General features: G+C 60.9%; 19 protein-coding genes. 11 read left to right on the top strand and 8 right to left on the bottom strand.

The genetic code is table 11. The features are described from left to right. Positions 1-127: 127 nt before the first annotated feature. The 3 genes from KLP40_RS18790 to KLP40_RS18780 form a co-directional block, all read right to left on the bottom strand. Complete coding sequence (locus tag KLP40_RS18790) at positions 128-745, bottom strand: hypothetical protein (RefSeq protein ID WP_215595372.1); 618 nt, start codon at positions 743-745, stop codon at positions 128-130. 38 nt (positions 746-783) lie between these two features. Beyond that, positions 784-2,595, bottom strand: a complete 1,812-nt coding sequence (locus tag KLP40_RS18785; RefSeq protein WP_215595371.1) for an ABC transporter ATP-binding protein — start codon at positions 2,593-2,595, stop codon at positions 784-786. Positions 2,596-2,686: 91 nt separating this feature from the next. Then, positions 2,687-3,046, bottom strand: a complete 360-nt coding sequence (locus KLP40_RS18780; protein WP_215595370.1) for a hypothetical protein — start codon at positions 3,044-3,046, stop codon at positions 2,687-2,689. Between the two features lie 336 nt (positions 3,047-3,382). Between KLP40_RS18780 and KLP40_RS18775 the strand changes: the two genes are divergently transcribed. After that, positions 3,383-4,963, top strand: a complete 1,581-nt coding sequence (locus KLP40_RS18775) for a M28 family metallopeptidase (protein ID WP_215595369.1) — start codon at positions 3,383-3,385, stop codon at positions 4,961-4,963. Between the two features lie 262 nt (positions 4,964-5,225). Here the strand turns inward: KLP40_RS18775 and KLP40_RS18770 are convergent, their stop codons facing one another. Beyond that, positions 5,226-6,023: an alpha/beta fold hydrolase gene (locus KLP40_RS18770; protein WP_215595368.1), complete on the bottom strand. Its 798-nt coding sequence runs from the start codon at positions 6,021-6,023 to the stop codon at positions 5,226-5,228. 668 nt (positions 6,024-6,691) lie between these two features. Between KLP40_RS18770 and KLP40_RS18765 the strand changes: the two genes are divergently transcribed. Genes KLP40_RS18765 through KLP40_RS18755 form a run of 3 tightly spaced genes read left to right on the top strand, consistent with a single transcriptional unit; the run spans position 6,692 to position 8,334 of the window. Further along, positions 6,692-7,420 (top strand): slipin family protein, encoded by a 729-nt coding sequence (locus tag KLP40_RS18765; RefSeq protein WP_215595367.1) that lies wholly within the window; start codon positions 6,692-6,694, stop codon positions 7,418-7,420. A gap of 28 nt (positions 7,421-7,448) precedes the next feature. Further along, entirely contained in the window at positions 7,449-7,964 is a 516-nt protein-coding gene (locus tag KLP40_RS18760) for a hypothetical protein (protein WP_215595366.1), read from the top strand. Further along, entirely contained in the window at positions 7,927-8,334 is a 408-nt protein-coding gene (locus tag KLP40_RS18755) for a 3-oxoacyl-ACP synthase (RefSeq protein WP_317196797.1), read from the top strand. The genes KLP40_RS18760 and KLP40_RS18755 overlap by 38 nt, the downstream gene beginning before the upstream one ends. Positions 8,335-8,444: 110 nt before the next feature. On the opposite strand, the gene KLP40_RS18750 is transcribed toward KLP40_RS18755, so the two are convergent. Beyond that, complete coding sequence (locus KLP40_RS18750) at positions 8,445-8,930, bottom strand: hypothetical protein (RefSeq protein WP_215595364.1); 486 nt, start codon at positions 8,928-8,930, stop codon at positions 8,445-8,447. A gap of 207 nt (positions 8,931-9,137) precedes the next feature. Here KLP40_RS18750 and KLP40_RS18745 point away from each other — a divergent pair, with 207 nt between their 5' ends. The 3 genes from KLP40_RS18745 to KLP40_RS18735 all read left to right on the top strand — a co-directional run bounded on the left by KLP40_RS18745 (position 9,138) and on the right by KLP40_RS18735 (position 12,576). Next, a complete protein-coding gene (locus KLP40_RS18745; protein ID WP_215595363.1) occupies positions 9,138-10,313 on the top strand; it encodes a 1-deoxy-D-xylulose-5-phosphate reductoisomerase in 1,176 nt (391 codons plus the stop codon). Positions 10,314-10,574: 261 nt separating this feature from the next. Further along, a complete protein-coding gene (gene rseP / locus KLP40_RS18740; RefSeq protein WP_246559023.1) occupies positions 10,575-11,921 on the top strand; it encodes an RIP metalloprotease RseP in 1,347 nt (448 codons plus the stop codon). A gap of 139 nt (positions 11,922-12,060) precedes the next feature. Then, positions 12,061-12,576: a DUF6702 family protein gene (locus KLP40_RS18735; RefSeq protein ID WP_215595362.1), complete on the top strand. Its 516-nt coding sequence runs from the start codon at positions 12,061-12,063 to the stop codon at positions 12,574-12,576. A gap of 192 nt (positions 12,577-12,768) precedes the next feature. On the opposite strand, the gene KLP40_RS18730 is transcribed toward KLP40_RS18735, so the two are convergent. Continuing rightward, entirely contained in the window at positions 12,769-14,844 is a 2,076-nt protein-coding gene (locus KLP40_RS18730; RefSeq protein WP_215595361.1) for an OmpA family protein, read from the bottom strand. Positions 14,845-15,174: 330 nt separating this feature from the next. Between KLP40_RS18730 and lon the strand changes: the two genes are divergently transcribed. The 4 genes from lon (at position 15,175) to KLP40_RS18710 (ending at position 21,238) form a co-directional block, all read left to right on the top strand. Further along, complete coding sequence (gene lon, locus KLP40_RS18725) at positions 15,175-17,631, top strand: endopeptidase La (RefSeq protein ID WP_215595377.1); 2,457 nt, start codon at positions 15,175-15,177, stop codon at positions 17,629-17,631. 139 nt (positions 17,632-17,770) lie between these two features. Next, positions 17,771-18,823, top strand: coding sequence for a type IX secretion system protein PorQ (gene porQ, locus KLP40_RS18720; RefSeq protein ID WP_215595360.1), 1,053 nt, complete (start codon positions 17,771-17,773; stop codon positions 18,821-18,823). A 124-nt stretch (positions 18,824-18,947) separates the two neighbouring features. Then, on the top strand, positions 18,948-20,369 hold the full coding sequence (hslU, locus tag KLP40_RS18715; protein WP_215595359.1) for an ATP-dependent protease ATPase subunit HslU: 1,422 nt from the start codon (positions 18,948-18,950) through the stop codon (positions 20,367-20,369). A 131-nt stretch (positions 20,370-20,500) separates the two neighbouring features. Then, entirely contained in the window at positions 20,501-21,238 is a 738-nt protein-coding gene (locus KLP40_RS18710; RefSeq protein ID WP_215595358.1) for an SDR family NAD(P)-dependent oxidoreductase, read from the top strand. A 111-nt stretch (positions 21,239-21,349) separates the two neighbouring features. Here the strand turns inward: KLP40_RS18710 and KLP40_RS18705 are convergent, their stop codons facing one another. Together KLP40_RS18705 and KLP40_RS18700 are read right to left on the bottom strand one after the other, a co-directional pair. Next, positions 21,350-22,717 (bottom strand): RagB/SusD family nutrient uptake outer membrane protein, encoded by a 1,368-nt coding sequence (locus KLP40_RS18705; RefSeq protein ID WP_215595357.1) that lies wholly within the window; start codon positions 22,715-22,717, stop codon positions 21,350-21,352. Positions 22,718-22,744: 27 nt separating this feature from the next. After that, a complete protein-coding gene (locus KLP40_RS18700; RefSeq protein ID WP_215595356.1) occupies positions 22,745-25,840 on the bottom strand; it encodes a SusC/RagA family TonB-linked outer membrane protein in 3,096 nt (1,031 codons plus the stop codon). Positions 25,841-26,023: the final 183 nt, after the last annotated feature.

Genomic DNA, 26,023 nt, shown 5'->3' with positions numbered 1-26,023 from the left:
GAGGTGTTCGGCTAGATGCGTACACGTGTAGTTGCGGGGCGTGCTGAGCAGGTACTCGATGTAGGTAGCTTGCGTAACCATCGGATTAGGTTTTACTTCAAGATACCACCAAGTGCGTAAGTTCTAATTATACATCATAATCCTCACGAGAATTTGACCATAAAGAAGCTAAGCCGTTGGTACCAAAGGCAGAAAGCTTACCCGTAGTTAAGTTTACCTCAATACTCCAATAGTAGCTGCCACCATCCATGACAATTCTATAATCATTTTTCCAGGTTTCATCACGCGGATACAAGTTCTGTAATCGGTCAATGAGAGTGTAACGCTCCCACCCTGCGTTTATATAAATGATTTGCTCATTGCTGGCAGTGGTGTAGCCAAAATATTGCCGTTGATATTTAGGCAGGTGCCTGTGTACGATGGGACCGTAGCCTCTGCTTTGGTGGAACGTATGGCGGTTATCGTGTCGAAGGCTTTTTTGTAGAATACGCTCAGCGAATTCGATTTGTGCAAAGGTTGGTGTGAATCGTGTTGACGCACCTTCCTGATATTGCCTGAAATGCTGCTTAATATCGAACTTGAAGAAGTCCACTCCATAACTATCAGAGAAAACAGCTCCCTCGAAATTATTCCCTTTGACGTAAGTTGAAGTCGGAGAAATGACTGTAGATTCTGTGATGCGCTGCCCTGTACATGAGCAAATAGAGCAAATCACAATGGCCGTGATGTAGAAAATAACTTTCATGTTTAAGTAGATGCAGCACAAAGGTAGTTTCCACACTCTCAACCCGCCGTGTCGCCCACTTCGTCCTCGTCGTCTACCATCACGCGGGCCAGCTTCTCGATGTTGAGGCTGCGGGCGGAGGCGTCGAAGATTTCGCGGTAGGTGCCGCGCAGGTCGTAGAGGTGCTCGTGGGTGCCGCTTTCCACCATGCGGCCCTGCTTCATCACGTAGATGCAGTCGGCATCGACAATTTGGGCGAGGCTGTGGGAGATTATGACTACCGTGCGGCCCTGCTTGATAGCGTCGAGGGAGTTCTTGATTTGCTCGGTGGCAATGGCGTCGAGGGAGGCGGTGGGCTCGTCGAGGAAGATGATGGGCGGATTTTTCAGGAACAGCCGCGCAATGGCAATGCGCTGCTGCTGCCCGCCCGAAAGCTGCTGGGCGTCGGACTGGTAGCCGTTGGGCAGCTCCATGATCTGCTCGTGCAGGTAGGCCTGCCGGGCGGCGGCCTTGATCTGGTCGAGGGTGGCGTCCATCACGCCGTAGCGGATGTTCTCCTCGATGGTGCCCTTGAAAATGTGGTTTTTCTGCAGCACCAGCCCGATTTGCCGGCGCAGGGCGTGGGTGTTGTAGTCGGCCAGGGGGCGGCCATCGAGCAGCATCCGGCCCTGGTCGGGGGCGTAGAACTTGCAGAGCAGGTTAATGATGGTGCTCTTGCCGGCTCCACTCAGGCCCACCAGCGCGGTGGTTTTGCCGGCCTCAATGGTCAGGCACACGTCGTGCAGGGCCCGGGTGCCGCTGGGGTAGGTGAAGTCGACATTGCAGATGTCGAAGGTGCCGCGCAGGTGGTCGGGCCGGAGGGGGCCGGTGGGCTCCACGGCGTCCTCGGCGTCCAGGATGTCGAAGAAACCCTCGGCGTAAGTGAGGGCGTCGTTCATCTCGTCGTAGATGCGGTGCAGCTGCCGGATGGGGGCCGACACGTTGTTGAAGAGCAGAATATGGAACATGATGGCCCCGATGGTCATCTGCCCATCGAGCACCAGGTAGGCCGTCAGGATGATGATGAGCACCACGCCGATTTGCTCGGTAAAGGTTTTAAGGCCGTCGTAGCGGAAGCTGGTTTTGCGGGTCTGGAGCTGGGCGTCCTGGAGGTTCTGCTGGGTCCGGGCCTGCTTCTGCTCCTCGTAGTCTTCGCGCACGAAGCTCTTAATGACCACGGCCGAGTCGATGAGGTTGACGAGGCCCTGGCTGCGGGCTTCGCGCAGGCCGCGCAGGGCCCGACGGGTGCCGTTGAGCTTATCGGCCTGGCGGTAGCTGAGCCAGAAGTACACCGGCAGCACCGCCACCGCTACCAGCCCCACATACAGGTTGGCCGCGAACATCACCACCAGGGCCACCAGGGCGTTGGCAAACAGCGGCAGAATGTCAATGAAGAAGTTCTGCACCAGCTTCATGAGGCTCTCCACGCCCCGGTCGATGCGGGTCTGGAGCTTGCCGGTCTGGTTGCCGCTGTCGGAGTAAAAGCCCAGCTGGTAGCCCAGCACCTTGTGCACCGCGTCGCGCACCAACGTACTCGACACGTTGATGCGGATTTTCTCGCCGTAGAACTTCTGGCCGAACTGAATGCCGGTATTAACGATTTCCTTGGCCAGCAGCAGCCCGCTCACCAGCAGCAGCAGCTCCGCGCCCTCGGCCAGGGCCTGGCGCCGGTCGAGCAGGCCTTGCACGGTATCCACGGTGTAGCGCAGCACGAACGGGTTCACCTGGGCCGCCAACGAGCCCACCAGCGTGAGCAGCAGGGTGGCAATTACCAGCCGCCGGTAGGGCAGCACGTAGGGGTAAAGGCGCTTGATAATTTCCCAAAGGCTCATGCAGCAGCGGCTAAGTAAACAGTAGCCGGTTAGACGAGCGGGGCGGGGGTGGGGTTATGGAGGAAGAAGAGTAGGGCACAGCCAGCATTGATCAGTTGAACTGTATTCTAGCCAATAATGCCTGAACATTATTCTGTAATCCAGCTGCCACGCCGTGCGCTGTATTCTTATCGAAGTGACCGTAGGTACTATATTCGGAAAGACAGAAATGCTCCTCAATATCGTCGTACCAAATGATACATCTGCCGCAGACTGCCACCACCCAAAAGCTGTCCTCTTCGCTGCCGTAGGTGTCGTACTGCCACTTCTCCGGAAAGATTTTCACCAGTTCCCACAGCCGCTCTATTTCTCCGCGCATCTCGCTTTCTGCTGAAAGTATATCGTCGTAGAGCTCTTCAAGCGAAATTGGTTGCCAAATCATATAGCTGAGTGCACTGTAATTTTGAGCCAATCACTGAATAATAAAATTGATATGGCGTGCTGATTTGTCTCCTGAATACTTCGAAGGCCGCATAATCCGTCAGCCAAACAGCCTAAAGCTACCCTTGCCGCTTCGGCTTCTTCAGAAACGAAATGAAGGCCCAGAAGCAGAAAAACCCGTCGCACCACGCCACCGGGCGGGTAAAGATGCGGAAAATTGCGTATTGAATTCCGCCTGTCGGCCAGCTTATGATTGTGCCACGGTGCCCTAGTATTTCTGCACTAACCAAAGCCATCGGCCGGTTGCAACGCCAGCCTTATTTTCGGGTTATTGGGCTGCTCCTTCACCTCCCAATTCTTCCTGCTTATGCTGCACACGTTCCGCTTTCTGCTACTGGCCGGCGCCCTGGCCGTCGCCACGCCCTCATGGGCCCAGTCCTCGGGCGCTACCAAGGCCGACCCGGCCCTGCTCGCCAAAATCAAAGACGAAGGCCTGAACCGCTCCAAGGTGATGGAAACGGCCTTTTACCTGACCGACGTCTGCGGCCCGCGCCTGGCTAACTCCGAAGGCCTCAACCGCGCCAACGCGTGGACCCGCCAGCAACTCACCGACTGGGGTTTGGTGAAGGCCAACGTGGAGCCCTGGGGCACTTTCGGCCGCGGCTGGGACATCGAGAAGTCGTACGTGGCCATGACGGCGCCCTACTACCACCCGCTCATCGGGGCGCCCAAGGCCTGGACGCCGGGCACCGGCGGTGTCCTCAAAAAGCAGGTCGTCGTCGTGAAGGCCGCCACGGAAGCCGACCTGGACCGGTACCAGGGCCGGCTGCGCGACAAAATCGTAGTTTTCGACGTGGCCAATCCGCCCCAGCCCAGCTTCGAGCCCGACGCCCGGCGCTACACCGCCGAGGAACTCCAGAAAATGGCCGACTTCAAGCCCGAACCCCCGGTCGCCCGGCCTGCCAACCCGGAAATGGACGAGCGAATGAAAGCCCGGCGGGCCCAGTTTGCCCTGCGCACCAAAATGACCGAGCTGGTGCAGAAGGAAGGGGCCGCCGCCATCCTGAGTTCCCGGGGCGGCTCCGACGGCACGTTCTTTACCAGCAACGGCGCGCCCTACGCCGCCGATGCCAAACCCGTGCTGCCCGAGCTGGAAATGGCTCCTGAAGACCAGCTCCGCCTGATTCGGCTGGCCGAAGCCGGTATTCCGGTAGAGCTGGAGCTGGAAACCCGCACCCGTTTCCAGGACCAGGACCTGAAGGGCTACAACGTGGTGGCCGAAATTCCGGGCACCGACCGCAAGCTCAAAAACGAAGTGGTGATGCTCGGCGGCCACCTCGACTCCTGGCACGCCGCCACCGGCGCCACCGACAACGCCGCCGGCGTGGCCGTGATGATGGAGGCCGTACGCATTCTCAAAGCCGCCGGCGTGCAGCCCCGCCGCACCATCCGCATTGCGCTCTGGGGCGAGGAGGAGCAGGGCCTGTTCGGCTCGCGGGGCTACGTGAAAAACCACTTCGCCGACCCTGCGAATATGAAGCTGCTGCCCGAGCACGAGAAGCTGGCCGCCTACTTCAACCTCGACAACGGGGCGGGCAAAATCCGCGGCATCTACGCCCAGGGCAACGAGGCCGCCGCGCCCATTTTCCGGGAGTGGCTCCAGCCCTTCACTGAAATGGGCGCCACTACCGTGACGCTGCGCAACACCGGCGGCACCGACCACCTCTCCTTCGACGCCGTGGGCCTGCCGGGCTTCCAGTTCATCCAGGACCCGCTCGACTACGGCACCCGCACCCACCACACCAACATGGACACCTACGAGCGCCTGCCCGCCGACGACCTCCGGCAGGCTTCTGTAGTGGTGGCCTCGTTCGTGTACCAGGCGGCCATGCGCGACCAGAAGCTGCCCCGCAAGCCCCTGCCCGCCGCCCAGCCCGCCCGCCCGTAGGGTTGCCGGCCCCGTGGTCATCAGTTCGCGGAGTTTTCAGAATAAAAAACCGCAAAAAGCCGGCCCCAACGGGTCGGCTTTTACGGTTTGTATGGGTTTGCATCCGCTCGTGTACTGGTGGGGAAGGGGCTGAGCGGTTCGGCCATGAAACCGGGGTATCGTGCCACCGGCCGCCGCATCCGGCAGCTGCCCCCTACGCCCGATAAAGTGCTGGGTACGCCGATAGAAAGCTGATGAAGGCAGCCTGGCCAGCCCATCCTGGCTAGGCTGCCATGAAGGATTCCATGGCTTCCAGCGTTTCGGTGGGCGCGCTTACGTGCGGGCAGTGGCCGCTCACGGGCAGGGTAACGAGCCGGGCCACGGGCAGGGCGGAGGCCAGAAAGCTGCCTACCTCCGGGGGGGCTATCAGGTCCTGGGCACACTGCACCAGCAGGCAGGGCGTGTGGCAACGGCTTACGTCGGCCCGGTTGTCGGAGAGAAAGGTGACGCGGGCGAAGCGTTTGGCAATATCGGGGTCGTTCTGACAGAAGCTGTGCATGAGCTCCGAAGCCAGGGAGGGGCGGTCGGGGTTGCCCATAAGGAAGGGCGCAAACTCATCGGCCCAGCCTACAAAGTCCTGCTCCATGAAACTGAGCATGTCCTGAATATCCTGCCGCTCGAACCCGCCCTGGTAGCCGCTCTCGTTGAGGTAGCAGGGGGAGGGGCAGAGCAGGAGCAGCTGTTCGAACAGGTCGGGCGCCTGAATAGCGGCCAGCATGCCAATCATGGCGCCCACCGAGTGGCCCACCAGCGTGACCTGCGCCAGCTCCAGCTCCCGGCAGATGGCCAGAACGTCCTCGGCGTAGCCCTGCAGCGAAGCGTACTTATCCGGCTCGTAGGCCGTCAGGTCGGAAAGGCCCGCGCCCACGTGGTCGAACAAAACGAGTTGAAAGTGCCCCGATAAGGCCGGGGTGATGTAGCGCCAGATGGTCTGGTCGCAGCCGAAGCCGTTAACGAAAAGCAGTGTGCGGGGCCCGGTCCCCAGCACATGTACGTTGTTACGCTTTCTGATAAAGCTCATGAGGGAATAAACTGAATGGGTGTAGTAGTTAATAAATTATATAGGATATTGGAAATGTTATTCAAAATAGGAAGTTGTGCCACAATGGGAAAGTTGGGGCCGACTCACTTGCCGGTTCCACTGCCTGTCCCAGGGGTATTGCCAGCCTGGTTTTATAGCCTTATCGATTCCCGGACCTATCCGTTGCCGGGTCCATTTTGAGCCGTTCCGCGCCGGGGTATTGTACCCGCCCCTGCCCGCATGGGCGGCAGTCCGGCTTACGGGCCGTGCTTCCTGGTTGGGCACTTGCGCAAGGGGGGATAGTGCCAGGCGGCCCGGCTGAAACACCCCGCCCACCCCGTGGCCGATTGGCCCCGACCCACTATCTTCGCTTCAACCGCCACCTGTTCACTTATGGCGGGGCTGCTCGGACAGGGTATTGCGGCGCGGCCCCGTCAGAGGGTTCGACTCCCTCCGCTGGACGTGGTGTACCTTCCCAACCGGGAAGATCAGCCTGAAAAGCTGTCTGGTGAGGGGCAGGGAACCGGGTGGCCTGGGTCATCCGAACGGCTCCGCGGTTTGCAGCCCGCCGGATACCGTCCGCCGGCTTTGGTGGGCTCAAGGTGGGTTCCCCGCGGCGCCGTATTCCCTGCCCTTCTGGGCGGCCATTTACCCGTTTTATTCCATCTATGGGACTGCTCACGACCACGTATCAGGTAAAACCGAATCAGGAAGGCTTTCTATTCCGCGACAACGTACTGGAGCGTCGGCTGGCGCCCGGCCGTTACGAAATCTGGGACCTGCGGCGGCGTACCCTGCTCCTGACCCTGCCCACCACCAGCCGCCTGCTCGTCATCACCAACCAGGAAGTTCTGACCAAGGACAGCATCGCCCTGCGGTTCTCGTTCACGGTGCTTTACCGCATTGCCGACGGCGCGCGTTTTCTGAGCCAGTTTGAGTTGAACCAGGCAGCCACGTTCGGGTTGCTGCAGCAGGCGGAGCAGCGCATTCAGCAGGCCGTGCAGGTGGCGGCCCGCAACCGCATTGCCGGCTTCCAGAGCGAAGAGCTGCCCGAGCGCCGCGATGAGCTCACCGACTTCACCACGCCCGAGCTACTGGCCCAGCTCGCCGACCTGGGAGTGGTGCTAGAGCAGGCCCAGCTGCGCGACCTCACGTTTCCCAAGAGCATCCAGGACCTGTTTTCCCGGCACCTGGAGGCTAAAATCCGCGCCAAAGCCGACCTGGAAAACGCCCGCACCGCCGTGGCCACGGCCCGCGCCCTCAAAAACGCCGCCGATCTGATGAAGGGCGACGACAGCCTGCGCTTTTTCCAATACCTGGAAACCATCACCAAAATCGCCGCCAAAGGCAAGCACACCTTCCTGGTGGGCGATTTCCCGGCCTTGCCGAAGGGGTAGAATTATACCTCAAGAAACAGCGATACCTATGACACAGTATTTTATTTCAAAAATCAACATCAACCAGCATCGGGTACTGGAGAAAATATACAATGTTCCAAGTGTTAATGAATTTCCCGATGTGCGAAAAATTGCTCAAGACCTGACACTTTCAGAAGAGGATGTACTGCAAGCGGCAGCTCTACTTCATGGTCGTGGATTTGCATCAATCAATAGGACTACAAGGCCTTTTACAATTGTCTGCAAGCCTGAAGGTGCACAAGCGCTTTTTCAGAAGATACTATTAGAAGAGGGAAAGGAAAAGGCTAAAGTTAATATGCTTCGTTGGTTGCAGATGACAGGCATATTTATAGCAGCAATTATCAGTGTCAGCACGTTTGTAATGAATATTATTAGTACTATGAATAACGCCAAGGCTATCGAGTCCTTGAAATCCGAAATTACTTTGCTGAAGCGTCAAAAGACAAATGATCAAACCCCGCCTCCACGCCCTGTGCCTAAGCTACGTGCAGGAGCGCCTAAACGCCATCCAGGCGGCCGTTAATGCGGCCCAGGAATCGGCCAACTCCGAAACCAAGAGCAGCGCCGGCGACAAGTACGAAACCGGCCGCGCCATGGCTCAGAACGAGCGGGACCGAAATCTGGTGCAGCTCCAGCAGGCCCGGCAGCTGCTGGCCGAACTCCAGCGCATCAACCCCGACCTGCCCTGCGAGGCCGTGCGCCCCGGCGCCTTGGTCAGCACCAGCTTGGGCCACTTCTTCGTCAGCATCAGCGCCGGCAAGCTCCCGCTGGACGGCACCGACTACTTCGCCGTATCGGCCGCCGCGCCGGTGGCCGCCGCCCTGAGCGGCAAGCGCGCCGGCGAGCAGGTGGTGTTTAACGGGAAGCCGGTTAAAGTTTTAGCGGTTAGCTGATAGCTGCTGGCTCTGTGTTAGGAGTGCTATTCGGACCAACTAACAAAGGGCTCCGCACTCAATCGAGTGGGGAGTTCTTTTCGTTTTATCAGCTACCAGCCAACAGCTAATCAAAACCCCTGCAGCAGGCCCGCCACGCCCCGGATGTTGAGGCGGGTGAAGTTGCGGACGCGCTCGAAGCGGGTGCGGGCCTCGTCCAGCTCTTCGTCGGGTTCCTGCTGGCTGGGGCGGTGGGTGTCGAGGAGGCTGAACACGGTGTCGGCCAGGTCCAGGTAGCCCAGAATCATGAGCAGCAGCAGCTTCTTGTCGGCTTCGGCGTAGCCTTTGGTGCGTACGGCCTTCACCAGCGTATCCAGCTGCACGGTTTCGTCCATGAACAGGTCGCGCAGTACGGCCCGCTGGTGCTGGTAGTCGAGCAGCTGCTGGGGCGTGGCGGCGGAGTTGGGGAAAGGAAAGGTTTCGGTGAAGCGGGTGGCGGCGCGGAAGTCGGCTTCGGCGGCGTACACGGTTTGCAGGTGCTTCTGCAGGCTGGTCCAGAGGCCGGTGCGGGCTTTATCGAAGGCGGCGGAAGCGGCGGCGGGGTCGGGCTGGGTCACGGAACGGAGAAACGGATGAACCCCAAAGTACGGGGTTTTGCGGCGGTGGGGTTGCCGGCGGGGCGAAGTGGCCGGAAGCCGTACTTTTGCAAACGCCCGGTCATTCCGACGCAGGAGGAAGCTGGGACAATTCTTTCAGCAATCCGGTTCGATGACGCTAAACCCGCTTCCTCCTGCGTCGGAATAACAGGTTTTTTACCCTGCCCTATGCCCTCCGAAACTCCCAAACGCGTTACCCTGCTCGGCTCCACGGGCTCCATTGGCACCCAGGCCCTCGACGTTATCCGGGCCCAGCCGGGCCGCTTCTCGCTCACGGCCCTCTCGGCCCAGTCGAACGCCGACCTGCTGGTGGCCCAGGCCCGCGAGTTCCGGCCCGCCGCCGTGGTTATCGGCGACGAAAGCAAGTACCAGCAGGTGCGCGCGGCCCTGGCCGGCCAGCCCGAAACCGAGGTGCTCAGCGGCCCGGCCGCCCTCACCGAGGTAGCCGGCCGCCCCGACGCCGACGTGGTGCTCACGGCCATGATGGGCTACGCCGGGCTGCTGCCCACGGTGGCCGCCATCCGGGCCGGCAAGGACATTGCCCTGGCCAACAAGGAAACCCTGGTGGTGGCCGGCCAGCTCATCACGGAGCTGGTGCGGGAGCACGGCGTGCGCCTGCTGCCCGTCGATTCGGAGCATTCGGCCATTTTCCAGTGCCTGGTGGGGGAGGAGCAGAACCCGATCGAGAAAATCATCCTCACGGCCTCGGGCGGGCCCTTCCGGGGCCGCAGCCGAGCGCAGCTGGCCCAGGTGACCCGGGCCCAGGCCCTCAAGCACCCCAACTGGGACATGGGCGCCAAAATCACCATCGACTCGGCCTCGCTCATGAACAAGGGCCTGGAGGTGATGGAAGCCAAGTGGCTTTTCGGCCTGCGCAACGACCAGATTGACGTAATCGTCCACCCCCAGAGTATCATCCATTCCCTGGTCCAGTTCGAGGACGGCTCGCTCAAGGCCCAGCTCGGGCTGCCCGATATGAAGCTGCCCATTCAGTACGCGTTGGGCTACCCGCAGCGCCTGGCCAACGACTTCCCCCGCTTCAACTTCCTCGACTATCCCCAGTTCACCTTCGAGCCTGCCGATACCGACACCTTCCGCAACCTGGCCCTGGCCTTCGAGGCCATGCGCCGGGGCGGCAACGCGCCCTGCATCCTCAACGCGGCCAACGAAATGGCCGTGGCCGCCTTCCTGCGCGACGAAATCGGGTTCCTGGAAATGTCGGACGTGGTAGAAACCAGCCTCGCGCGGGTTTCGTACCTTGCCACCCCAAGCCTGAACGACTACGTGCTCACCGACGAGGAAACCCGCCGCGTGGCCGCCGACCTCCTCGGGGCCCGCGCCTGACACCCTGGCCGAAACCAGCCGAACCCCGCGCCCCGGCGCGTTGTTTGATGGGCACGAGTAGCATAAAGAACGTCATGCTGAGCGAAGCGGAGCGCAGCCGAAGCATCTCGCGGGCAATAGTAATTTCTGCTGGTAGATTACCGTTGCAACAACAGCCCGCGAGATGCTTCGGCCGCGCTCCGCTTCGCTCAGCATGACGTTCTTTTTCACCGCCTTTCTCCCTTATCCTCTTTTACCCTTCACCTCCTCACCCTACTACCTTTGGAAGGACTAATCATGGCCGGCAACCTGTTGCTGGGCCTTTCGCTACTGGTGGGCCTGCACGAGTTCGGACACTTTGCGGCCGCCAAGTACTTTAAAATCCGGGTCGATAAGTTTTACATCTTCTTCGACTTCCTGTTTCCGTTGCCCGGGGTGATGAACTTCGCCCTGTTCAAGAAGAAAATCGGCGAGACGGAATACGGCCTGGGCTGGTTCCCGCTGGGCGGCTACGTGGCCATCCACGGTATGATTGATGAAACCCAGGACGCCGAGAGTCTGGCTTCCGAGCCGGCCCCCAACGAGTTCCGCTCGAAGCCGGCCTGGCAGCGCCTGATTGTAATGCTGGGCGGCATCATCATGAACGTGATTACCGGCATCGTCATCTTCACCCTGCTCACGGTGAGCTACGGCCAGAGCTACCTGCCGGCTTCGGAAGTGCGCTACGGCGTGGTCCCCAACGAGCTGGGCCGGGAAATGGGCTTCCGCCAGGGCGACAAAATCGTGAAGATTAACGGCCGCCCCTTCGAGGATTTCAGCGACGTGTACAGCCCCGACGTGATTCTGGGCTCCAACGCCTACTATACCGTCGACCGCAATGGTCAGCTGCTGGACGTGCCCGTGCCTAACAATTTCATGGACCGCCTCGCCGACGAGGGCGAGCAGCGCTTCGTGCAGCCCCTCGACCCCTTCGTGGTGGACCAGGTGGTGCCCAGCAGCCCCGCCGCCAAGGCCGGCCTGCAGCCCAACGACCGGATTCTGACCGTGGGCGGCCAGCCCATTCAGTTCTTTCCCGAGCTCCAGAAGGCCCTCAAGGACCAGGCCGGCAAGCAGGTAGCCGTGCAGGTGGAGCGCGCCAGCCAGCCCGTGACGCTGCAGGTAAACGTAGATGAGGACGGTAAAATCGGGTTCCTGCCCAAGTCGTTGCTTAAATTTGAAACCCGGCAGTACGGGTTGCTGGCGGCCCTGCCCGTGGGCACCAAGCAGGCCTTCGGCGTCGTGACGACCCAGATGAAGGCCTTCGGGAAGATTTTCCGGGGTGAGGCCTCGTTCCGCAAATCCATTGGCGGGCCCATCGAAATTGCCCAGCAATACGGCGGCAAGTGGGACTGGCTCCGGTTCTGGACGCTCACCGGCATGCTCTCGATGGTGCTGGCCTTCATGAACCTGCTGCCTATTCCGGCCCTCGACGGCGGCCACGTGGTGTTCCTGCTCTACGAGATGATAGCCGGCCGCAAGCCCTCGGATGCCTTCATGGAAAACGCTCAGAAAGTGGGCATGATGCTGATTCTGGGCCTGATGGCCTTCACGCTCATCATCAACCCCCTGCTCAAAACCTTCCTCAAGTAGCCGCCCGCGGGCGGTCTGCCGAAAAGCCGTGCTGTCCGCAAGGATGGCACGGCTTTTATATGAATGCCGGGGCAGCGGGGTGCGCCACTCGCCGCGCCCCACACCTGCAACTCCGCCCGCCAACCCGCGCCTTTTGCCCATGTCCGTTTCCAAGCTCCGCCGAATTCTGCCCCCGCTGGCTCTGTTGCTCACGCTCAGCCTGGCGGCCTGGGCGCACACCTACCACGCCAGCATCATGGAGGTGCGCTTCAACCCCGAGAAGCAACGGCTGGAAATGGCCCTCAAAGTATTCATCGACGACCTGGAAAAGGACCTCTCCCAGGGCCAGCCCGCGCCCGTGCGCACCGACCAGCTGTCCCGCGCCCAGCTCGACCCGCTGCTGCTGAATCTGCTGCGCCGGCAGGTGCAGCTCACGGCCCGCCCCGGCGCGGCTCCGCTGCCGCTCACGCTGGTGGGCCTGCAAAAGGAAACCGACGCCTACTGGCTCTACTTCACGGCCCCGCTGCCCACTGCCGCCACCGGCGTCACGCTGTGCCACCAGCTCCTGCTGGCCCTCTTCCCCGACCAGATGAACATCGTCAACCTCACCGCCCACGGCCAGAAACAAAGCCTGCTGTTCCGCAACGGCGAGGAAACGCAGACACTGAAGTGGTGAAGTGGTGAATGGGTGAAGTGGTAAATGAGTGAATGCGTGAAGTGTCATCCTGAGCAAAGCGAAGGACCTTGTTACGTTGCAACGACAATCGTTCGTACGACTCGTGCTACCGTAATAAGGTCCTTCGCTTTGCTCAGGATGACACTTCACGCATTCACTCATTCACTCATTCACCACTTCACTCATTTCCCGCTACCATCCGTCGCCGGTGGGTTGGGGTTCGGGCTTGCCGGGGGCGGCGGGTTTGGAGCCGGGGAGCGGGTCGGCCTGGAAGGGCGTGTCGTCGGGGCCGCCGTCGGGCTTGAGCAGGCGGAACTCCACGCGGCGGTTGGTTTTGGCGTCTTCGGCAGTCACTTCATCCTTGAGCGGGCGGGTGGAGCCGTAGCCGAAACTCTCAATTCGGTTGGCGGCCAGCTTGCCCTTCTGCTCGATGTAGCGCCGGATGGCTTCGGCCCGCTCCTGCGACAGCCGCTCGTTGAAATCCGGGTCGCCCTTGCCGTCGGTGTGGCCCGAGATGTTGAGCCGGAACGTGGGGTGGTCGACCAGGAACACGGCAATGCGGTCCAGAATCGGGTGCATGCCGGCCCGGATGGTGGCCTTGTCCTGGTCGAACTCGATGTTTTTGAACACCAGCGGCAGCTTGTAGTCGATGGCGTTGGTCATGAGCGACATGACCGTATCGTTCTGGAGGGCGAACTTTTTTTCCACGCTGAAAAAGTCCGGGCTCTGAATCAGCATCACGTAGTGGGAGCCCTCCATGAGGTCGAAATCGAAGGAGCCGTCGTCGCGCAGGTACTTGCTGGCCACCTCAATGCCGTTATCGGTGTCGATGATGCTCACGATGCCGTTGAGCGGCCGGCGGCTCACCGAGTCGATGAGCGAGCCCTCGACGTGGGTGGTGGCGGTGGGCTGGGCCTCCATGGGCAGGGGAAAGGAGTAGAGGTCCAGGTTTTTCGGTTCCTGTTGCTCGGAGCGAGCGTAATACAGGTTTTTGGAGTCGGAATCGATGGTGAAGTAGTACTCCGAGCCCTTGCCGTTTACGAGCGGGCCAATGTTGATGGGTTCCTGCCAGCGGCCCCGCACCCGGTAGGTTTTGTAGATATCGAAGTCGCCGAAATTGAGCAGCTGGCCCCGGGAGCTGAAGTACAGCACGTGGTAGAGGGGGTGGTAGAAGGGGCTCACCTCACTCTCGCGGGTGTTCACCACGGGCCCCATGTTCTGGGCCCGGCTCCACTCGCCGTTCTTCTGCTTCACCGTAAACCAGATATCGGACAGCCCGAAGCCACCGAGCCGGTCGGAGGCGAAGTAGAGCGTATCCTCGCCCGGCGAAAGCGTGGGCTGGGAGTCCCAGGCCGAGGAATTGACGTTGGCGCCCAGGCTCTTGGGCATCGTCCACTTGCCGTCCTTGAAGTTCGACACGTACAGGTCGCAGTTGCCGTGGCAGGTGGGGCACTCGCAGCGGGCGAAGTAGAGGGTGGTGCCGTCCTTGCTGATGCAGGCCGAGCCCTCGTTGTAAGCCGAGTTGATGGGCTTGGGCAGGGGCTCGGCGTCGGTCCAGAGCCCGTTCTCGCGCCGCGACTGGTAGAGGTCTTCGTCGGAAACGTCGTTGAGGCCGCGGGTTTTGCGCTTGGAGGAGAAAATGAGCAGGTCGGCGTCGGCGTTGAGGGTGGGGCCGTAGTCTTCGCGCTTGGAGTTGATGGCCTCGCCCATGCTGGTGTACACGCCCTTGGGCGGCCGGAACGTGGCAATGTTTTTCCGGTACTCCACCAGGTCGTAATACGTTTTCAGGGGCACATAAAGCACCGTGTCGCGGTGTTCGAGCGAGTCGTAGTACTGCTGCACCTTGGTCAGGCCCTGGCGGCGGTGCTTGAGGGCGAGGCGGTAGTAGGCCTTGGCCCGCTCGGGGTTGCCGGTCCGGTCCCAGAGCTGACCCAGGTGCCAGAGCATGGGCGTATCGCGGTAGAAGTTCTCGATGCCGAACTGGCCCACGTAGAGTTCAAGCAGGTTGCGGGCGGCGGTCCAGTTCCTGCGCTTTTCGGCCCGCTGAATTTCGCGCAGGGCCTTTTTATCCCGGAAATACGCCACCCGGTTCACGTTCGGGAACAGGGGCGTGGCGTCGAGGCGGGTGCGCATCTGCCGGATGACCTTGGCCGAGAGTCTGCGTTGGGAGGTGGGCAGGTTGCTGTTCTGCTGGGCGCACAAGGTGGCGGGCAGGCACAAGGCCAGCAGCAGCCCGCAGAAGGGAATCAGACGAAAAAAACGGGGCATAACAACAATAGGGCACTGAGGCGGTGGGAAACCGGCAAGCATCAAAAATAGGAAAATTTGGATATCGAAACACGCCCCGGTGCCCGGTGGCCCCGCCTTTTTTTGCCGGCCCGGTCTGCCTTGGCCCGGGCCGGGATGTTCTGCCGAAGTGGCAACCCTCCGCCGTGGCACGGCACTTGCCGAATCCGTACCTTCGGAAGCGCCTTCCCGCTGTTGGAAGGCGGTCCGGGCCGGTAGCTGCCATTGTGGCACCCGGCTACCGCTTCGTTTGTACTCCCGCGCATGAGTTTTTCCAATCCCCCTACCGCCGATTTATCCTCCTACCTGCTGATGACCGACGACTCTACGGAAATGGTATCCATTGTGGCCGCCGACCCCGACCAGCCCATGAGCCCGGGCGAGCAGCCGGAGGTACTGCCCCTGCTGCCGGTGCGCAACACGGTGCTGTTTCCGGGCGTGGTGCTGCCCGTCACGGTTACCCGCAAAAAGAGCATCCGGCTGGTGCGCAAGGCCTACCGGGGCAACAAGCTGGTGGGCGTGGTGGCCCAGAAAAACGGGCAGAGCGACGACCCCACCCTGGCCGATATGTACCAGGTGGGCACGCTGGCCAAGATTCTGAAAATGCTGGTGCTGCCCGACGGCAATACCACCATCATCATCCAGGGCCAGTCGCGCTTCAAAATTGAGCAGGAGATTCAGAGCACGCCCTATATCACGGCCCGGGTAAGCTACGCCCCGGAGGCCTTCCCGGCCCAGACTTCCAAGAATCTCAAGGCCCTGGTCTCGTCGCTCAAGGAAGCGGCGGCCCGCATGCTCAAGCTCAACCCCGAAATTCCGCAGGAAGCCCAGGTGGCCCTGGATAATATTGAGTCGCCCGCGTTTCTGACCCATTTCCTCTCCTCCAACATCAACGTGGAGGTGAGCGTGAAGCAGCAGCTGCTCGAAACCAACGACGGCGTGGAGCGCGGCACCCAGCTGCTGCAGCTCATGCTCAAGGAAATTCAGCTGCTCGAAATCAAGCGCGAAATCCACACCAAGGTCCACACCGACATCGACCAGCAGCAGCGCGACTACTTCCTGCGCCAGCAGATCAAGGTGCTCCAGGACGAGCTGGGCTTCGACGGCCCCGAGCAGGACGCCGACAAGCTGCGCCAGCGGGCCAAAACCAAGAAGTGGCCCGAAGCCGTGGCCAGGCACTTTGCCAAGGAGCTCGACAAGCTCAGCCGCCTCAACCCCCAGGCCGCCGAGTACCCCATCAGCCTCAACTACGTGGAGTACCTGCTGGATTTGCCCTGGGGCGAGTACACCAAGGACAACTTTAACCTAAAGCGCACCCAGCGCATCCTCGACCAGGACCACTACGGCATGGAAAAGGTGAAGGCGCGCATCATCGAGTACCTGGCGGTGCTCAAGCTCAAAAACGACCTGAAAGCGCCGATTCTGTGCCTTTACGGCCCGCCCGGCGTGGGCAAAACCAGCCTCGGCCGCTCCATTGCCAAGTCCTTGGGCCGCCAGTACGTGCGCATGAGCCTGGGCGGCGTCCGCGACGAGGCCGAAATCCGGGGACACCGCAAAACCTATGTGGGGGCCATGCCCGGCCGCATCATCGCCCAGATTAAGAAAGCCGGGGCCTCCAATCCGGTTATCGTGCTCGACGAAATCGACAAGCTGGCCTCCGATTTCCGGGGCGACCCCAGCTCGGCCCTGCTCGAGGTGTTGGACCCGGAGCAAAACTCGACTTTCACCGACAACTACCTGGAGGTGGAGTACGACCTCTCGCGGGTGCTGTTCATTGCCACCGCCAACTCCCTCGACACCATCCAGCCCGCCCTGCGTGACCGGATGGAAATCATCGATCTGACGGGCTACACGCTGGAGGAGAAAACCCAGATTGCCAAGAAGCACCTCTGGCCTAAGCTGCTCGAAGAGCACGGCCTCGGCCCCAAGGACGCCGCCATCAGCACCGCCGCCCTGCAGCGCGTGATTGACGACTACACCCGCGAGAGTGGGGTGCGCAGCCTGGAGCGCAAGCTGGGCGGCGTGGTCCGCAACGTGGCCAAGAGTAAGGCCCTCGATGAGGAGTACCCCGCCACCCTCCAGCCCGCCGACGTCACCCGCATCCTGGGCGGGGCCATTTTCGACCGCGACCAGTACCAGGACAACGAAACGGCCGGCGTGGTCACGGGCCTGGCCTGGACCAGCGTGGGCGGCGACATTCTGTTCATCGAAAGCCTGCTGAGTCGGGGCCGGGGCAAGCTCACGCTCTCGGGCCAGCTCGGCGACGTGATGAAGGAGTCGGCCGTGACGGCCCTGAGCTACCTGCGCAGCCGGGCCGAGGAGCTGGGCATCGACTACCGCCTCTTCGATCAGTACGACCTGCACATTCACTTCCCCGAGGGGGCCGTGCCCAAGGACGGGCCCAGCGCCGGCATTGCCATCTTCACCAGCATTGCCTCGGTGTTCACCCAGCGCAAAATCCGCAGCCACCTGGCCATGACGGGCGAAATTACCCTGCGCGGCAAGGTGCTGCCGGTGGGCGGCATCAAGGAGAAAATCCTGGCCGCCCGCCGCGCCGGCATCAAGGACATCATCCTCTGTCCCAAAAACCGCAAGGACATCGACGAAATTTCGGCCGACTACCTCAAGGGCCTCACCATTCACTACGCCGACCGTGTGGACGACGTGTTGCGCGTGGCCCTGCTGGACGAGAAGGTGGCCCATCCCCTGAAGCTCATCGTCCGCGACGAAACCCCGGCCCCGCTGGGCCCGAGCGTGGAAGTGAGCTGAGCAGATCGGCGGCTACCGGTATGCGGAAACGAGGGGTTGTGCGTTCGGATGGCCCGGGGGAGTTAACTTGCCTGGGCTTCCGGCCGCTTCCTCCTTCGTTCTGCTCATCGTCCTAAGCTTCTTTTACTTCAGATTGACTATGGTCCGACACCTACGCCGCACTGCTGCTGTTTTCGCCGTTTCGGGTCTGGGGCTGGGCGCGGCGCAGGCTCAGATCGGGGGGCAGCAGGCCTTTTCGTTCCTGAACCTGCCCACCAGCGCCAAGCTGGCTGGTTTGGGCGGGGTGAACACCTCCGCCCGCGACGCCGACGGCACCCTGCTCTACGGCAACCCGGCCCTGCTCAACGCCGACATGGACGGCCGCCTGGCCCTGGGCTTCGTTAACTACCTGGCCGACATCAGGCAGAGCACGGCTGTTTACGTGTTCAACACAGCCAAAGCGGGCCGCTTTGGCGTGGGCCTGACCTACCTCAACTACGGCGACTTTGAGCAGTTCGACCCGGCCGGCAATTCGCTGGGCCGGTTTTCGGTAAACGAGTACGCCCTGAGCCTGGCCGATTCCTACACAACGGGCGTGTTCACGCTGGGCGGCACGCTCAAGCTGGCCGGCTCGGGCGTGGCGGGCAGTCATTCCTACGCCGCCCTGGTTGATGTGGGCGGCGTGTTTAAGCACCCGGAGCGGGATTTCACGGTGGGCCTGGTGGTGCGCAACGCCGGCGTGCAGCTCAAGGCCTACGACGGAGCCGGCCGGGAACCCATGCCGCTCGATGTGCAGCTGGGCACCAGCTTCAAGCCCGAGCACCTGCCGTTCCGCTTTTCCTTCACGGCTCACCACCTGCAGCGGCTCGATATTGTGTATCTCGACCCCAACCAGCGCGGGCAGCTGGATGAAAACGGGGTAGAAGTTAAGCCTGAAAAGAGCCTGGGCGATAAAATTGCGCGCCATTTTGTGGTGGGAGGGGAGCTGCTGCTGAGCAAGAACCTCCACCTGCGCGTGGGCTACAACCACCTGCAGCGCCGGGAGCTGCGGCTGGATAATACCTCGGGCGGAGCCGGATTTTCCTTCGGGGTAATGCTGCGTCTGAGCCAGTTCCAGCTCGATTACACCCACGCCGGCTACCACGCCTCGGGCGGGGCTAACTACTTCACCGTGGCCCGCAACCTCGATTCGCTGTTCAAAAAACAACCCTGATTTTAAGGTGAAAATTTGAGTAATGCGGAAAATGTGGCCGTTTACCACGTGCCATCCGCAAACTTATTCGGCCCACATGCCTTCTCACATTCAGCACATCTGCACATTGCCCACATTCCCCTTTATGCTCGATTCCGCAGAATTTCTCACCCCGGCCCAGATTGTGGCCGAACTCGATAAGTACATCATCGGTCAGCACGAGGCCAAGCGCCACGTGGCCATTGCCCTGCGCAACCGCTGGCGCCGCCTGCGCGCCGCCCCCGATATGCGCGAGGAAATTGTGCCCAACAACATCCTCATGATTGGCTCCACGGGCGTGGGCAAAACCGAAATTGCCCGCCGCCTGGCCAGCATTTCCGGCGCCCCGTTCACCAAAGTAGAGGCCTCCAAGTTCACCGAAGTCGGCTACGTGGGCCGCGACGTGGAAAGCATGGTCCGCGACCTGGTGGAGCAGTCGGTGAACATGGTCAAGCAGCGCCGCAAGGAGGAGGTGAAGGTGCAGGCCGCCCAGGTGGTGGAAGAGCTCATCCTCGACATCCTGATTCCGCCCGTGACGGCGGCCGGTTCCGGCAAGCCGGCCCAACCGGCCCTGGGTTTCCCCACCACGGCCGCCGGCGACCTGCCCGATTCCGACCACGAGCTGAACGAGCGCACCCGGGAGCGGTTCCGGGAGAAAATCCGCAACGGGGAGATGGACGAGCGCAAAATCGAAATTCAGGTCCAGCAGGGTGGGAGCGGCGGCATCGGCGTTATCGGGGGCGGCCCCGGCGGCATGGACGAGGCCAGCATGGCCGGCATTCAGGACATGCTGGGCTCGATGCTGCCCAAGAAAACCCGTAAGCGCAAAGTCACCGTGGCCGAGGCCCGCAAGATTCTGCTCGACGAGGAAGCGGCCAAGCTCATCGACATGGACGAGGTGAAGGATGAGGCCGTGCGCCACGCCGAAAACGCCGGCATCATCTTCATCGACGAAATCGACAAGGTGGCCAGCCGCAGCGGCAAGGGCGGCGGCGGCCCCGATGTGAGCCGGGAAGGGGTGCAGCGCGACCTGCTGCCCATCGTGGAAGGCTCGGCCGTCAACACCAAGTACGGCATCGTCCACACCGACCACATCCTGTTCATTGCTGCCGGGGCCTTCCACGTGGCCAAGCCCTCCGACCTTATTCCGGAGCTGCAGGGCCGCTTTCCCATCCGCGTGGAGCTGCAGAGCCTGAGCAAGGACGACTTCTACAAAATCCTGAAAGACCCCAAAAATGCCCTCACCAAGCAATATGAGGCGCTGTTGCGGGCCGAGGAAGTGGAACTGACCTTCGAGGACGAAGCCCTGGAGCGCCTGGCCGAAATTGCCTTCGAGGTCAACAACGAAGTCGAAAACATCGGGGCCCGCCGCCTGCACACCGTCATGAGCCGTCTGCTCAACGACATCCTCTTCGACGTGCCGGACCGCATCGGCCCCAACGCCCGCATCCTCATCGACCGCGCCCTGGTCGAAGAGCGCCTCCGCGACATGGTCCGCAACCGCGACCTGAGCCAGTATATTCTCTGAGGTAACGAAGTGGTGAGGTAGTGAAAGAGTGCGTGCCGTTCAACGGTTCCTCAACTCCCCGCGTAAGACCTGCGGAGGTTGACGGGCCATTGAACGGCACGCACCTTTTCACTACCTCACCATCTCACCTCATGCACTATTACATCATTACCGGCTCGAGCCGCGGCCTGGGCCAGGCCCTGACCGAACACGCGCTCCGGCAGGCCGATACCACCGTCATTGGCGTTAGTCGGCACGCCACCATCCGGCACGAGCGGTACCACCACCAGCCCCTGGATTTATCGGATATGCTTGCGGTGCAGAATAATCTGCATAAGGTATTTCCGCCGTTGCCGGCCGCGGCCAGCATCACGCTCATCAACAACGCCGGCGTGCTGGGCGACATTGGCTACCTGGGCGAGCAGCCGAACGAGCACTTTGAGTTCGTGCTCGATATCAACCTGATTGCGCCGGCCATGCTCATGAATACATTTCTGAGCACGTACCAGGGCCTGAACATCCCCCGTACCATTCTCAACATCACCAGCGGTGCGGCCCAGCGCCCGGTGGACGGGTGGGCGGCCTATTCCGCCTCCAAGGCCGCCCTCGATGCCCTTTCCCGCACTGCCCAAAAGGAGCAGGACCTGCGCGGCAGCGGGGTGTGCATCCGCAGTCTGGCACCCGGCGTTGTCAATACGGCCATGCAGGAACAGATCCGCAACGTTCCGGAGCAGAAGTTCAGCGAGGCCGCCCGCTTTAATGAACTGCACGAGGCGGGCCAACTGTCGGAGCCGGCTGCAGTTGCAGCCAAAATCATTGGCTGGCTGCGGCAGGCGGCACCCCTGCCCGCCGCCGACCCCGTTCTGCGCCTCTCAGAACTGCCGGACTGATACGGCGCCGATACGAAGTCAGAGGGTCTGCTGCTTGTTTGGCGGGCCTGGTACATAAAAAAAGTCCCCCGACCACTTGGTGGCCGGGGGGCTTTATACTACAATCCGCCCTTAGTTATACCCAGGATTCTGGGTGATATTCGGGTTGTTGAGCGTTTCGCGGAAAGGAATGGGCAGTAGCAGGCGGTTCACATCCGTGATATCAAGTACTGCCTGGGCCCGGCCGGTGCGGATGAGGTCAAACCAGCGGTGGCCTTCCAAGGCCAGTTCCAGCCGCCGGTCCTTTTCGATCTGTTCCAGAATCTGGGCCTGATCGAGGGTGGCAGGTACTTCCGCCAGGCCCGCGCGGGTACGGATGCGGTTCAGGTCGGTGATGGCGCCGGCCAGGTCGTTGAGGCGGGCCTTGGCTTCGGCGCTGATCAGGATGATTTCAGCCAGGCGAATAGCCTTGAAATTGTCAGTGCCGTTGCCTGGGTCTACATACTTAATGTTATTGCCCGTGGCCACGGCCCGGCCGTTGAGCGTGAAGGTTCCATCGGAAATGGTGGCATTGCGGCGGGCATCACCTGCTTCGTAAGCCGTTGGCAGGGTAGAGCCGGGACCCGTAGGACTCATCTCGTTCCGGCCGCCATTGGTTCCCGGCAGCATGAAGAAAGCGTACGAGCTCTGGTTCTGGGCGTCGAACTGCACTTCGAAAATCGACTCGGTAGGGTTTTCAGAAGCCACGGCCGCCCGGTAGCTGGCATTGAGCTGGTAGCTGCCGGCTCTCACCAGATCAGTCAGACGGACTGCTTCGGCGTAGTCCTGACGGTAAAGCGCGATGCGGGCTTTGAGGGCGGTGGCAGCCAGCTTGGTAGCCCGGGCCGGGCCACCCGAAGCGGGCAGCACGCCTTCGGCAGCCGTCAGGTCAGCCACCATCTGGTCGTATACGGCCGCTTTCGGGTTGCGGGCCACGAAGAGCGTGTTGTCGGGGGTAGTGGTCGGAGTAGTAACCAAAGGCACATCCCCCCAGTAGTTGACGAGGTAGAAGTAACACAGGGCTCGCAGGAACTGTGCCTCACCGATGAGCTGGCCTTTCACTTCGTCGCTGGCCCCGCCTACGGCAGGCGTGTAGGCGATGACGTTGTTGGCCCGGTTGATCGTTGAGTACAACGACGACCACATGTTGGTCACCTCCGCATTGTCGGGCAGAATAGCCAGGTTCTTGATCTGGGAAAACGAGGGAAAAGTACCCGTGTGCGCCAGGTTATCGGCCAGCATATCGGCGAAGATCGGTACGCGCAAGCCGGTATTATTTGCGCTGAGCAGGTTGCCGTAGGTGCCGTTAAGGGCTGCCCGGGCTCCCTCCAGGTCGGTGAATACCTGGCTGCGGTCTACCTGGTTGCGTGGCTCTGGCTCCAGGAAGTCGGAGCAGCTGCTCGCGCCCAGGCTGAGTAAACCCAATACCGCCAGAGTAGAAATGTTAAAACGAATATTCATGAAGGTGAAGCTGTGACGAAGTGAAAATTACAGACCGATGTTAACCCCTACCTGGTAGACGCGGGCCTGTGGGAAAGTCAGGAAATCGGTTCCCTGGGAGATGTTGGAGCCGCTGAACGTATTCACCTCGGGGTCGAGACCCTTGTATTTGGTGAAGGTGAGCAGGTTCTGGCCGGCCAGGTAGATCCGGGCGGATTGCATGCGTAAGGGCGCAATCCAGGCCGTGGGCAGGTTGTAGCCGAGGGTAGCCGTTTTCAGACGCATGTACGAGCCGTCTTCCAGCCAGCGGTCCGACGTCCGGCGGTTGTTGTTGGGGTCGCCCCAGGCGGCACGGGGCATGCTGGTGCTAGGGTTATCGGGCGTCCAGCGCTCCAGGGTGGAGGCCAACTGTCCGAACTGCCCGTTCATGCCTTCGGCGAAGGCCCGGCTGTTGTTATAGATCTGGTTGCCTTTGGTGAACTGCAGGAAGAAGTTCAGGTCGATTCCCTTAAAGGAGAGGGTGTTGTTCATGCCGCCGAAGAATTTCGGCTGGGCTGAGCCGATAATCTCCTGGTCAAGAGCCGTAACAACGCCGTCGCCGTTCAGGTCCCGGAAGCGGATATCGCCCGGGCGGGGATTAGTGGCGGCAGTGGTACCCTGGTAGCGCGCGTTCGGGTTGCCGGTCAGGCGGCGGGCTTCCGCATTATCTGATTCAATTTCCCCCGCAGTCTGGTAAATCCGATCAACCACGTAACCGTAGAAGCTGCCCAATGGCTGCCCTACCTGCACCCGGTTGGCGAAACCGGCGGCAAACGGCGCATTGTCGACCAGACGGGTTACTTCGTTGCGGATAATAGAGATGTTGAGATTGGTCGACCAGCTGAAGGAGGCACTGCGCACGTTCTGGGTGGTCAGGTCAAACTCCAGACCTTTATTTTCTAGATCCCCGATGTTCTGGGTCACCGAAGTAAAGCCCGAGGTGAGAGGTAGCTGGCGGTTCAGGAGCAGGTCTTTGGCTTCGCGCTGGAAGGCATTGGCCGACAGCGACACCCGATTTTCCCAGAAGCCCAGGTCAATACCTGCGCTGTATTCAGTGGTCTGTTCCCAGCCCAGGTCGCTGACGCCGAGCTGAACGGGAGCAAAACCGGCCACGGCATTGTAGTTTGCCAGGTTGGTAGCACCCACGCCAAACAGGTTGCGGGAAGCGAAGTTGCCGATATTGAAGTTGCCCACCACGCCGTAGCCGGCGCGCAGCTTCAGCTCGCTCAGGGTGGCGTTATCCTTCAGGAAAGCTTCCTCGGATACGCGCCAGGCCACCGACGCCGCCGGGAAGTAGCCGTACTTATTGTCGGTACCGAAGCGGGACGAGCCATCGCGGCGCAACGAGCCCGAGAAGATGTACTTGCCCTGGTAGTTGTAGTTAACGCGGCCAAAGAAGGAAAGCAGGGTCCAGAGCGTCTCGTCGGAGGCAGCTTCCGTTTTCACGGAGCCGGCCGAGAGCTGGGTGATCTTGTTGGTGGCAAAGCCCGTAACCTGCGTGATGATGCCCTGCTCAGTGGAGCGCTGAGCGCTTTGTCCCAACAATACCGTCAGGGAGTGGTCGCCGATCTGCTTGTCGTAGCTTAAGGTGTTTTCATTGATCCAGCCAACATCGTAGCGGCTGTTGGCGTTGCCGCGTCCGCTGCTGCCCACGGCCTGCAGGGCGGTGCTGGGAATGTATACATCCTCTTTCAGGTTCAGATAGTCGCCACCAATCGAGGAGCGCAGGCGCAGGCCCTTGGCGAGCTGGTAATCACCGTACAGGGAACCGATAGCACGGTTGTTGCGCGCCAGGAAGGTGGGCAGGATAGCGGCGGCTACGGGGTTTTCCACCGAGCTGAACGGGTCGCGACCAAACGTGCCATCGGGGTTATATACCGGAAACTGAGAGCCCAGCAGCAGGGCGGTGCTCAGCACCCCGTAGATGTTGTTGTCGTTGTTGATCCGGTTGCTCAGGGAACGGCTACCCGTCAGGCTCAGACCTACTTTGAATTTATTTGATACCTGGTGGTCGAGGTTGAAGCGCCCACTGCCACGGTTGAAGCTCGAGCCCAGGACAATGCCTTCCTGATCGAAGTAAGTGCCGGAAACCAGGAAGCGCGTTTTGGCGTCGCCTCCGGAAGCAGAAACGGTGTAGTTCTGGATGAGAGCATCGCGGAATATTTCATCCTGCCAGTTGGTGCTGGCTCCCGTGAAAAGCTGTTGGGAGCTCGGGTTGGGGCTCGCTTCTACATAACGGGGGGCCAGGCCCACGTTGGTGCGGGCCTCATTGATCAGGTCCTGGGACTGTTGGCCGTTGAGCACATCGAGCCGGTTCCAGGTTTGCTGGACGCCGGCGTAAGCATCGAGGGTGATTTTGGTTTTGCCGCTCTGGCCGCGCTTGGTCGTTACCAGAACTACCCCGTTGGCCCCCCGGGAGCCGTAGATAGCCGCTGCGGAAGCGTCTTTGAGCACTTCAATAGAAGCAATGTCGTTGGGGTTGATGTCGGCCAAGGCATTGAGCTGCTGGTTACCCACACCGACGTTGGAGTAGCTCCCACTGTTGATGGGCACTCCGTCGACAACATAAAGCGGGTCGCTGCTAGCCGAAATGGAGTTATTGCCCCGAATCCGCACGCTGATACCGCCGCCGGGGGTTCCGGAGTTAGAGGAAACCTGCACGCCCGAAGCCCGGCCCTGCAGCACCTGCTCCACGCTGGCCACGGGCTGGCTGGCAAACTCCTTGGCATCGACCTGCGAAATAGCACCCGTTACCAAGGCCTTCGATTGCTCGCCGTAACCTACTACCACTACCTCGCTCAACTGCTTGCTGTCCGTAGCCAGGCCAACGTTGATAGGGCCATCCGTAATAGCCACTTCCTGAGAAATGAACCCAACTGAGCTCAAAGACAGAGTAGTAGCAGAAGTAGGGGCATTTAATGCAAAGCTACCGTCGGCGTTGGTGGAAACCCCAATGCTGGTACCTTTTACAATGACGGTAACGCCCGGAATACCATCACCGGTTGCACGGTCGACGACGCGGCCAGAAACCGCTTTAGTCTGTGCAGTTGCCTGAGTCGCCGCGAAGGCTACAAGCGGTAAGACAGAGAGTATTACTTTTTTCATGAAAGTAAACAAGTGTTGAAAAAGGTGTGTGTTTCGGCGGTTTTATTTGTGATAATGCTAAATTAACAAGGAAATAATGACTACCATCATAATTTCTAAAAAAAAGCCTTGCTGGTTAACTGTTCAGCTGCGGCGAGGGAAGGTAAACCGGTAATGAGGGCTGTCTAGGTTGGGTTTGTGAAT

Origin of the sequence: Hymenobacter piscis, assembly GCF_018760735.1 — a bacterium.
GTDB classification, from domain to species: domain Bacteria; phylum Bacteroidota; class Bacteroidia; order Cytophagales; family Hymenobacteraceae; genus Hymenobacter; species Hymenobacter piscis.
The sequence above is the reverse complement of the archived record's forward strand: the minus strand, read 5'-3'. Positions and strand labels throughout refer to the sequence as shown.